The organism is Streptomyces tricolor (assembly GCF_002155905.1).
In the GTDB taxonomy this organism is placed as follows: Bacteria; Actinomycetota; Actinomycetes; order Streptomycetales; family Streptomycetaceae; genus Streptomyces; species Streptomyces tricolor.
In genome coordinates this window covers 1-11236 of the sequence record NZ_MUMF01000295.1, presented here as the reverse complement: position 1 = coordinate 11236, position 11236 = coordinate 1, and the positions used below count along the sequence as shown (strand labels likewise).

Here is an 11236-nt window from a genome sequence, read left to right as displayed (position 1 = left end):
CCGCGCCCGGGGCGGGTTCCGCCGTCGTCAGACGGTCGGAGGAGACCGGACGCAGCGTCACGGCGTCGGCGGTCAGGACCGGGCCGCCGGTCTCGTCGGCGGCCTCCACCGACAGGGCGCCGGCGGTGGACCGGACGAGCCGGGCGCGCAACACCGTGGCGCCCGTGGCATGCAGGACGACCCTGTTCCACTCCAGCGGCTGCCACACCTGGGCGCCGTCGCCGGCGACGGCCTCCCGGACGGCCGGGTGCAGGACGGCGTCGAGCAGCGCCGGGTGTACGCCGTACCGGTCGGCCTCGGCCTGGTCCTCCTCCGCGAGCGCGGCCTCGGCGAACAGCTCGTCGCCGCGCCGCCACAGCCCGCGCAGGCCCTGGAAGAGGGGGCCGTAGGCGTGGCCGTGGGCGACCAGCTCGGCGTACAGGTCGTCCGTCCCGGCCCGCTGGGCGCCGGGCGGCGGCCAGGCGGTGAAGTCGAATCCGCCGGTCGCCGCGGCGCCGGTGGCCGGGGCGAGGATCCCGGTGGCGTGCCGGGTCCAGGTGGCCGGCCCGTCCGCCGCGGTGGTGTCGTCGGGGGCCGCGTACACCTCCACACTGCGGGTACCGGTCTCGTCCGGCCCGCCGACGGTGATCTGCACCCGTACGGCACCCTGCTCGGGCACGACCAACGGGGCCTCGACGACGAGTTCGTCCAGCACCCCGCAGCCGACCTCGTCACCGGCCCGTACGGCGAGTTCGACCAGTCCGGCGCCGGGCATGACGACCGCTCCCCCGACGGCGTGGTCGGCCAGCCAGGGGTGCGTGCGCAGCGACAGCCGGGAGGTGAGGACCAGCCCGTCGGACTGGGGCAGCGGCACCACCGCGCCCAGCAGCGGGTGCCCGGCACCGGCCAGCCCCAGGGCCGCCGCGTCGACCACCGACTCCGACATCCGCAGCCAGTAGTGCTGGTGGTCGAAGGCGTACGTCGGCAGGTCCACGTGGGCCTCGGTGGCACCTTCGGGCAGCACGGCCGCCCAGTCCACCTGCGCCCCGCGCACGAACAGCTCCGCCACGGCCAGCAGCAGGGTCTGCGCCTCGCCCCGCTCGTCCCGCAGCGCGGGCACGCTCACCGTGTCCTCGCCGGCCGACTCCCCGATGGCGCCGCTGAGCGCGCCGCCGGGGCCGAGTTCCAGGAACACCGAGCCGCCGGAGGCGCTGATCCCCTCGGCGAAGCGAACCGGGCGGCGGACGTGCTCGACCCAGTAGGCCGGGTTCGTCAACTGGCCGGGCTCGGCAGGCTTTCCGGTCACATTCGATACGACCGGAATCACCGGCTCGTTCCAGGACAGCCCCGACAGGGCCTCGGCGAACTCCGCCAGCATCGGCTCCATCAGCGCCGAGTGGAAAGCGTGGGAGACGGTGAGGCGCTTGACCCGGCGGCCCTGCTCACGCAGCTTCTCCGCGACGGCCTCGACGGCTCCCTCGTCACCGGACAGGACGACCGAGCCGGGCGCGTTCACCGCCGCCAAGTCGACTCCATCGCCGAGGTGTTCGGCTATCTCCTCCTCGGTCGCCGCCACTGCCACCATCGCACCACCCGACGGGAGCGCCTGCATCAACCGGCCGCGCGCCGCGACCAGCGCCGCCGCGTCCGGCAGCGACAGCACACCGGCCACATGCGCGGCGACGACCTCGCCGATCGAGTGCCCGGCCACCACATCCGGCCGTACGCCCCACGACTCCACCAGCCGGAACAACGCCGACTCCACGGCGAACAGTCCGGCCTGCGTGAACACGGTCTGATCCAGCAGACCGCCGCCCACATCCCCGAAGATCACGTCCTTGACCGACTGCTCCACACCGAGCTGCGCGTCCAACGCGGCGCACGCCTCGTCCAGCGCCTGCGCGAACACCGGATACCGGCCGTACAACTCCCGTCCCATACCGACCCGTTGCGACCCCTGCCCCGGAAAGACGAACACCGTCTTCCCGTCGGCACCCGAGCCCGTGACCACCGAAGAAGCCGACTCGCCCGCGGCCAGCGCCCGCAGCCCGGCCACCGCCTCCTCCCGCGACCCGGCCACGACCACGGCCCGCTCGGACAGCAGGGCCCGTCGCGCGACCAGTGCCCCGGCGACGGTCGGCAGCGGGGTGTCGCTGTCGCCGATGAACGCCGCCAGCCGCCCGGCCTGTCCGGCCAGCGCGCCGGTGGTCCGTGCCGACACGAGCACCGGCACCACACCGTCGGCCGAAGCCGGCGGCTCGGTCTCCGGCTCCTCCGGTGCCTGCTCCAGGATCACGTGGGCGTTGGTGCCGCTGACGCCGAAGCCGGAGACGCCGACCCGGCGGGGCCGGTCGACCGCTGGCCAGGGGCTGGTCTCATGGAGGAGCCGGACGGCGCCGGACTCCCAGTCGACGCGGGTGCTGGGCTGTTCGGCGTGCAGGGTGGCGGGCAGGATGCCATGGCGCAGGGCCTGGACCATCTTGATGACGCCGGACACGCCCGCGGCGGCCTGGGTGTGGCCCACGTTGGACTTCAACGAGCCCAGCCACAGCGGCTGTTCGCGGTCCTGGCCGTAGGTGGCGAGCAGGGCCTGGGTCTCGATCGGGTCGCCGAGGACCGTGCCGGTGCCGTGGCCCTCGACCGCGTCCACGTCCGCCGGGGTCAGCCCGGCGTTCGCCAGCGCCTTGCGGATCACCCGCTGCTGGGACGGGCCGTTGGGCGCCGTCAGGCCGTTGGACGCGCCGTCCTGGTTGACCGCGCTGCCCCGGATGACCGCGAGGACCCGGTGGCCCTTGCGCTGCGCTTCCGACAGCCGTTCGAGTACGACCACGCCGGCGCCCTCGGCCCAGCCCGTGCCGTCGGCGGTGTCCGCGTACGACTTGCAGCGGCCGTCGGACGCGAGGCCGCGCTGGCGGGAGAAGTCCACGAAGGTGTGCGGGGTGGCCATGACGGTGGCGCCGCCGGCCAGGGCCATCGAGCACTCGCCGCGCCGCAGGGCCTGGGCCGCGAGGTGGATGGCGACCAGGGACGAGGAACAGGCCGTGTCCACCGTCACGGCCGGGCCCTCGAAGCCGAACACGTAGGAGATGCGGCCGGAGGCGACGCTGCCCGCGCCGCCGGTGCCGGCGTAGCCCTCCAGTTCCGGCGGGAGACTGCCGCCGATGAAGTAGTCGACGCCCATGATGCCGTTGAAGACGCCGACGTCCGCGCCCTTCAGGGAGAGCGGGTCGATGCCGGCCTGTTCGAGCGCTTCCCACGATGTCTCCAGCAGCAGGCGCTGCTGCGGGTCCATCGCCAGCGCCTCACGCGGGGAGATGCCGAAGAACTCCCCGTCGAACCGGCCGGCGTCGTGCAGGAAGCCGCCCTGGCGGGCATAGGTGGTGCCCGTCCTGTCGGGGTCGTCGTCGAACAGTGCGTCCAGGTCCCAGCCGCGGTCGGCGGGGAAGTCGGACACGGCGTCCCGGCCCTCGGCGACCAGGCGCCACAGCTCCTCCGGCGTCGTCACGCCGCCGGGCAGCCGGCAGGCCATGCCGACGATCGCGACCGGCTCGTCCGCGCTCCGCCGGACCTGACGGCGCAGGTCGTGCAGTTCGGTCGTGACGCGCTTGAGGTACTTGAGGAGTTCCTGCTCTGTGGCCATCTTCCATTCCTCACCGAGGGTTTGACGGTCCGCGAAAACGTGGCGGTCAGACGATTCCGAGTTCGTCGTTGATGAAGTCGAGGACTTCATCGGCGGAGGCGGATTCCAGTTGCTCCGCCACGGCGGACCCCTGTGTCTCCTCGACCGCTCCGTTGCACTTCGCGACCAGGCCCTGGAGGCGAAGCACGATGTCGGCCTTCTTGGACTCGTCGGAAAGCAGTCCGGCGATCAGTGACTCGATGTCCTCGATCTTTTCGTGCACCAGCGACAGGGCGTCGTTGGTGGTGCCCAGTTCCGCGTGGAGATGGCGGGCCAGAGCGAGCGGGTTCGGGTAGTCGAACACGACGCTGGCGGCGAGCTTGAGTCCGGTGGTCTCGCGGAGCCGGTTGCGCAGTTCGACGGAGGTGAGCGAGTCGAACCCGGCGTCCTTGAACGCCGTCTCGGGGCCGACCTGTTCCGCCCCGGCGTGGCCGAGGACGGTCGCGACGTGGCCGCGGACGAGGTCCAGGAGCAGGGCCTCCTGCTCCGCGGGGTCGAGTCCGGCGAGCCGGCGGGTGAGTCCGCCGGTGCCGTCCGCGGCCGTGGCGCGGACCGGCTGGCGGCCGGTGCGGACCAGGCCGCGCAGCAGGGGTTGCACGGCGCGTCCGGCTGCCGCGTCGGCGCGCAGGGCGCGCAGGTCCAGCTTGATCGGGACGAGGAGCGGCTCGGCGGTGTCCAGGGCCGCGTCGAGGAGCCGCATGCCCTCGGCGGGGCCGATCGGCAGGACGCCGCCCCGGCTCATCCGGGCCTGGTCGGCGGTGCCCAGGTGGGCGGTCATGCCGCTGGTCTGCTCCCACAGGCCCCAGGCGAGCGAGGTGGCGGGCAGGCCGGCCGCCCGGCGCTGGTGGGCGACCGCGTCGAGGTAGGCGTTGGCGGCGGCGTAGTTGCCCTGGCCGGCCGAGCCGAACAGGCCGGACGCGGAGGAGAAGACGGCGAACGCCGTCAGGTCCAGGGTGCGGGTCAGTTCGTCCAGGTGCCGTACCGCGCTCACCTTGGGTGCGAAGACCCCGGCGAGGCGTTCGGGGGTGAGGGCGCTGATCACGCCGTCGTCCAGGACGCCGGCCGTGTGGATCACACCGGTCAGGGGGTGCTCGGCCGGGATCGTGTCGAGCAGTCGTGCCACCGCCGTACGGTCGGAGACGTCGGCGGCGACGAGGGACACGGACTCCGCGCCCAGTGCGGCCAGTTCGGCCGCCAGCTCGGTGGCTCCCTCCGCTTCCGGGCCGCGCCGGCCGGCCAGCACCAGGTGCCGTACGCCGTGCCGCTCGACCAGGTGCCGGGCCACGAGTGAGCCGAGCGAGCCGGTGCCGCCGGTGACCAGGACCGTGCCGTCGGGACGGAACGCGACGGCCGGTTCGGCCTCGGGGGCGCGGACCAGGCGCGGCACCGACAGCGCCGTGCCGCGTGCCGCGAGCTGCGGCTCGCCGGAGGCGAGGGCGGTGGCGAGGACGGCGGTGAGGAGGTCGTCGGCCGGGGTGTCGGTGGCCGGGTCCAGGTCGAGCAGGACGAGCCGGCCGGGGTTCTCGGCCTGGGCCGCGCGGACCAGGCCCCAGACCGCGGCGCCGGCCGCGTCGGTCAGCGTGGCGGCGCCGCCCGCGGGCACCGCGCCCCGGGTGACCACCAGCAGCCGCGTGTCCTCGAACTCCGGGTCGGCGAGCCATGCTTGGACGACGGCCAGCGCGGCGGCGGTCCGGGTGAGGGACTCCGCGTCGCCGTCGCCGTCACCGGAGCCGTGCAGTTCCAGGACGGCGGCCTCGGGCACCTCGCCCTTCAGGGCGGTCACGTCGGCGGCGGTGGCGATCCGCGTCCACGTGGGTGCAGTCGCCGGTGCCTCGGCCGGGGCGGGGAGTTCGGTCCAGGCGACGCCGAACAGCGCGTCGCGGCCCTCGTCGGCCGTCGCGGCCGCGTCGAGCTGCTCGACGTCCACCGGGCGGAAGGTCACCGAGTCGACGGTCAGGACGAGACCGCCGTTCTCGTCGGCCGCGACGAGGGACAGCACGTCGGTTCCGCGCGGGGCGATCCGCACCCGCAGGGCGGCGGCGCCGGCGGCGTGCAGGACCAGCCCGTTCCAGGCGAACGGCAGGACGTTGTGTCCGTCGTCCGGCTGGGCGAAGGCGTCGGTGTGCAGGGCGGCGTCCAGCAGGGCGGGGTGAAGGCCGAACCGGGCCGCCTCCTCGCGCTGCTCGTCCGGTAGGGCGACCTCGGCGAAGATCTCCTCGCCGCGCCGCCACACCGCGCGCAGGCCCTGGAACGCGGGGCCGTAGGCGTAGCCGTGGCTCGCCAGGTCGGCGTAGAAGGCGGTGGTGTCGAGGCCGACCGGTTCGGCGCCGGCCGGGGGCCAGACCGTGGTGTCGAAGGCGGGGGTGTCCGCCGCCGTGCCGGTCAGGGTGCCGGTGGCGTGGCGGGTCCAGGCGTCGGCGCCGATCTCGCCGGCGGTGTTCTCCCGGGCCGAGTAGACCGCCACGGTCCGCAGGCCGTTGGCGTCGGGGCCGCCGACGGCGACCTGGACGCGGACGCCTCCCTGTTCGGGCACGACGAGCGGGGCCTCGATGACGAGTTCGTCCAGCACGCCGCAGCCGACCTCGTCACCGGCCCGTACGGCGAGTTCGACCAGACCGGTGCCCGGCACGAGGACGACTCCCCCGACGGCGTGATCGGCCAGCCAGGGGTGCGTGCGCAGCGACAGCCGGGAGGTGAACAGCACCCCGCCGGTCTCGGGCACCTCCACGACCGCCCCCAGCAGCGGGTGATCGGCCGTGCTCTGGCCGAGGGCGACCGCATCGGTCGCGGGGGCCGTCTGCAACCAGTAGTGACGGTGCTCGAACGCGTACGTCGGCAGGTCCACGTGAGCCTCGGTGGCGCCCTCGGGGAGCACGGCCGCCCAGTCCACCTTGGCACCGCGCACGAAGAGGTGCGCGACGGAGGCCAACAGCGTCTGCGCCTCGCCCCGGTCGTCCCGCAGGGCAGGGACACTCACCGCGTCCTCACCGGCCGACTCCGCGATGGCGCCGCTGAGTGCACCGCCGGGGCCGAGTTCCAGGAACACCGAGCCGCCGGTGGCGCTGATCCCGTCGGCGAAGCGGACGGGACGGCGGACGTGCTCCACCCAGTACTCCGGGTCCGTCAACTGGCCGGGCTCCGCGAGCCGGCCCGTCACGTTCGACACGACCGGGATGGTCGGCTCGTTCCAGGTCAGCCCGGCGAGGGCTTCGGCGAACTCCGCCAGCATCGGCTCCATCAGCGCCGAGTGGAAAGCGTGCGAGACGGTGAGGCGCTTGACCCGGCGGCCCTGCTCACGCAGCTTCTCCGCGACGGCCTCGACGGCTCCCTCGTCGCCCGAGAGGACCACCGAGCCGGGCGCGTTGACCGCCGCCAGGTCGACGCCCGCGCCGAGGTACTCCTCGATCTCCGTCCCGGTGGCGGCGACGGCGACCATCGCGCCGCCCGGCGGGAGCGCCTGCATCAGCCGGCCGCGCGCCGCGACCAGCGCCGCCGCGTCCGGCAGCGACAGCACGCCCGCGACGTGCGCGGCGACGACCTCGCCGATGGAGTGTCCGGCCACCACGTCCGGCCGTACGCCCCACGACTCCACCAGCCGGTACAGCGCCGTCTCCACGGCGAACAGTCCGGCCTGCGTGAACACCGTCTGGTCCAGCAGGCCGCCGCCCGCGTTGCCGACCTGGCCGAAGATCACGTCCTTGACGGCGTGGTCGGCCCAGCCGGCGAGCCGTGCGTCCAGCGCGGCGCAGACCTCGTCCAGGGCGCGGGCGAAGACGGGATAGCGGTCGTACAACTCGCGGCCCATGCCCAGGCGTTGCGAGCCCTGACCGGGGAAGACGAACACCGTGCCGCCGGTGCTCTCCGAGCCGGTGACGACGAGCGGCGAGGGCTCGCCCGCGGCGAGCGCCGCCAGTCCGGCCGCCGCCTCCTCGCGGGACCCGGCGACGACCACGGCGCGTTCGGGCAGCACCGCCCGCCGGGCGACGAGCGCTCCGGCGACGGCGGCCGGCGCGGCCTCGGTCGCCCGGACGAACGCGGCCAGCCGTGCGGCCTGGCCGGCGAGTGCGGCGGTGCCGCGGGCCGTGACCACCATCGGCAGCACGCCGTCGGCCGGGGCCACCGCTGCCGGGGCCGGTTCCTCGGGGGCCTGCTCCAGGATCACGTGGGCGTTGGTGCCGCTGACGCCGAAGGCGGAGACGCCGGCCCGGCGCGGGCGGCCGGTCTGCGGCCAGGCGCGGGCCTCGGTGAGCACCTCGACGGCGCCCGTCGACCAGTCCACCTCGGTCGACGGCTGGTCGACGTGGAGGGTGGGCGGCAGCACCGCGTGCCGCAGCGCCTCGACGGTCTTGATGACACCGGCGACACCGGCGGCGGCCTGGGCGTGGCCGATGTTGGACTTCACCGAGCCGATCCACAGCGGCTCTTCGCGGTCCTGGCCGTAGGTGGCCAGCAGGGCCTGGGCCTCGATCGGGTCGCCGAGGACCGTGCCCGTGCCGTGTGCCTCCACCGCGTCCACCTCGGACACCGACAGCCCCGCGCTGGCCAGCGCCTTGCGGATCACGCGCTGCTGGGAGGGTCCGTTGGGTGCGGTGAGGCCGTTGGAGGCGCCGTCCTGGTTGACGGCGCTGCCCCGGATCACCGCGAGGACCCGGTGGCCCTTGCGCCGGGCCTCGGAGAGGCGTTCCAGGACGATGACGCCCGCGCCCTCGGCCCAGCCGGTGCCGTCGGCGGACGAGGAGAAGGCCTTGCACCGGCCGTCGGGCGAGAGGGCCTGCTGCCGGGAGAACTCCACGAAGGTGTAGGGGTTGGCGAGGATGGTCGCGCCGCCCGCGAGGGCCATGGAGCACTCGCCGTTGCGCAGGGCCTGGGCGGCGAGGTGGATGGCGACCAGGGACGAGGAGCAGGCCGTGTCCACGGTCACCGCGGGACCTTCCAGTCCGAAGACGTACGACACCCGGCCGGAGGCCACGCTGCCGGCGGAGCCGGTGGCCGTGAACCCGGCGAGCTCGGGCGGGAGTTCGCCGCCGAAGCCGTAGCCCTGGGTCATCACGCCGGAGAAGACGCCGACGTCCGTGCCCTTCAGGGCGAGGGGGTCGATGCCGGCCCGCTCCAGCGCCTCCCAGGAGGTTTCGAGGAGCAGGCGCTGCTGCGGGTCCATCGCCAGCGCCTCGCGCGGGGAGATGCCGAAGAAGCCCGCGTCGAACTGGCCGGCGTCGTAGAGGAAGCCGCCCTGGTCGACGTACGAGGTGCCGACGCGTCCGGGGTCGGAGTCGAACAGGCCCTCCAGGTCCCAGCCGCGGTCGGACGGGAAGCCCGACATGGCGTCGCGGCCCTCCGCCACCAGGTCCCACAGGTCCTCGGGGCCGGTGACGCCGCCGGGCAGCCGGCAGGCCATGCCGACGATCGCGATCGGCTCGCCGGGGTCGGCCGTGGCGACGGCCGGTTCCGGGGCGGCCGGGGCGGCGGTGACATGGCCGAAGTGGCTGTGCAGGTGGCGGGCGAGGGCGAGCGGGGTCGGGTAGTCGAAGACGACGGTGGTCGGCAGGCTGAGGCCGGTGGCCTCGCGGATGCGGTTGCGCAGTTCGACGGAGGTGAGGGAGTCGAAGCCGGCGTCCTTGAACGCTTTCTCGGCCCTGACCTGGTCGGCCCCGGCGTGCCCGAGGACGGTGGCGACCTGGCCGCGGACGACGTCCAGGAGCAGCGCCTCCTGCTCGTCCGGGGCGAGTCCGGCGAGCCGGTCGGCCAGGCCGCCGCCGGTGCGGTCCGCGGCGGTCGTCCGGGCGGCCTGCCGGGTGACCCGGATCAGGCCGCGCATCAGGGGCTGGACCGTGCCGCCGGAGGCCGCGTCGGCGCGGGCGGCCCTGAGGTCGAGCTTGATCGGGACGACGAGGGCCTGCTCGGCGCCGAGCGCCGCATCGAAGAGGGCCAGGCCCTCCTCGGGGGTGAGGGCGCGGACGCCGCCCCGGCCCATGCGGGCCTGGTCGGTGGCGCTGAGGTGGGCGGTCAGGCCGGTGCTCTGCTCCCACAGGCCCCAGGCCAGCGACACGGCCGGCAGTCCGGCGGCGCGGCGGCGGGCCATCAGGCCGTCGAGGTAGGCGTTGGCGGCGGCGTAGTTGCCCTGGCCGGCCGAGCCGAACAGGCCGGCGCCGGAGGAGTAGACGGCGAAGACCGTCAGGTCCAGGGTGCGGGTCAGCTCGTCCAGGTGGGCGGCGGCGTTCGCCTTCGGGCCGAAGACGCCCGCCATCCGTTCGGGGGTGAGGGCGCTGATCACGCCGTCGTCCAGGACACCGGCGGTGTGCACCACGCCCGTGAGGGGGTGCTCCGCCGGGACCGCGTCCAGCAGCCGGGCGACCTGCGCCCGGTCGGAGACGTCCGCGGCCACGAGGGACACCGACTCCGCGCCCAGTTCGGCGAGTTCGGCCGCCAGCTCGGCGGCTCCCGGCGCCTCCGCGCCGCGCCGGCCGGCCAGCACCAGGTGCCGTACGCCGTGCCGCTCGACCAGGTGCCGGGCGAGCAGCGCGCCCAGCGAGCCGGTGCCGCCGGTGACGAGGACCGTGCCTCCGGGCCGGAACGCCACGGCCGGCCCGGCCTCGGCGGCCCGGACCAGGCGGGGCACCGACAGCACCGCACCGCGCACCGCCACCTGCGGCTCGCCGGCGGCGAGGACTGTGGCGAGCAGCGGTTCGACGGCGGTGCCGTAGGCGATGTCCGGGTCGGTGTCGGTGTCGATCAGGACGATCCGGCCGGGGTTCTCGGCCTGGGCCGCCCGGACCAGGCCCCACACGGCCGCGCCGGCCGGGTCCGTCACCGTGCCGTCGCCGTCGGCGGGCACGGCTCCGCGGGTCAGCACCACCAGCCGGGACTCCTCCAGGCTGGGCGCGGCGAACCAGGCCTGGAGCACGGCCAGCATGCGGTTGGTCTGGGCCAGGGCGTCGTCGGCGGTGCCGTGGGGGGTCACGGCCTCGACCACGGCGACCAGGGGGCCGGTCGCCGCGCCGGCCAGGATCTCGACCTCGTCCGCGTGGAACAGCGGCACCCACTGCGGGACCTGCTGGGTCTCGGCGGAGGCCGCGGGCAGCTCCGTCCACTCGACGCGGAACAGGGACCGGCCGCCGTCGCCCGTGGCCGCCGTCAGCTGGTCGGCGGAGACCGGCAGGAAGCCCAGCGCGTCCAGGGTCACGACGAGGCCGCCGGCCTGGTCGGTTGCCTCCAGCGAGAGCCGGCCGGATCCGGACGGGGCCAGCCGCACGCGGAGCGTGGTCGCGCCGGTGGCGTGCAGTGTGAGCCCCTGCCACGCGGCGGGCTGCCACAGCCGCTGTCCGGTGCCGTCCGGGTCGGCCGTGGCCGCGTGCCGCAGCCCGGACTGTACGGCGGCGTCGAGCAGCGCCGGGTGGATGCCGAACCGCTCGGCTCCGGCTCGCTGCTCCTCGGGCAGGGCGATCTCGGCGAAGACCTCGTCACCGCGCCGCCACAGCGCCGTCACGCCCCGGAAGGCGGGGCCGAAGGGGTGGCCGAGGCGGAGCAGGTCGGCGTACAGCTCGTCGGCGTCGGCGGGCCGGGCGCCGGTGGGCGGCCACA

The 11236-nt window shown here is 75.1% G+C and carries 1 protein-coding gene and 1 pseudogene; both read right to left on the bottom strand.

What is annotated here, in order from left to right; all coding sequences use genetic code 11:
* A pseudogene (locus CCN44_RS21575) lies at positions 1–3583 on the bottom strand (type I polyketide synthase); the annotation flags it as partial.
* Positions 3584–3665: 82 nt separating this feature from the next.
* Positions 3666–11236 (bottom strand): type I polyketide synthase (locus CCN44_RS21570; RefSeq protein ID WP_143649896.1); only part of this gene is annotated, 7571 nt, incomplete at its 5' end.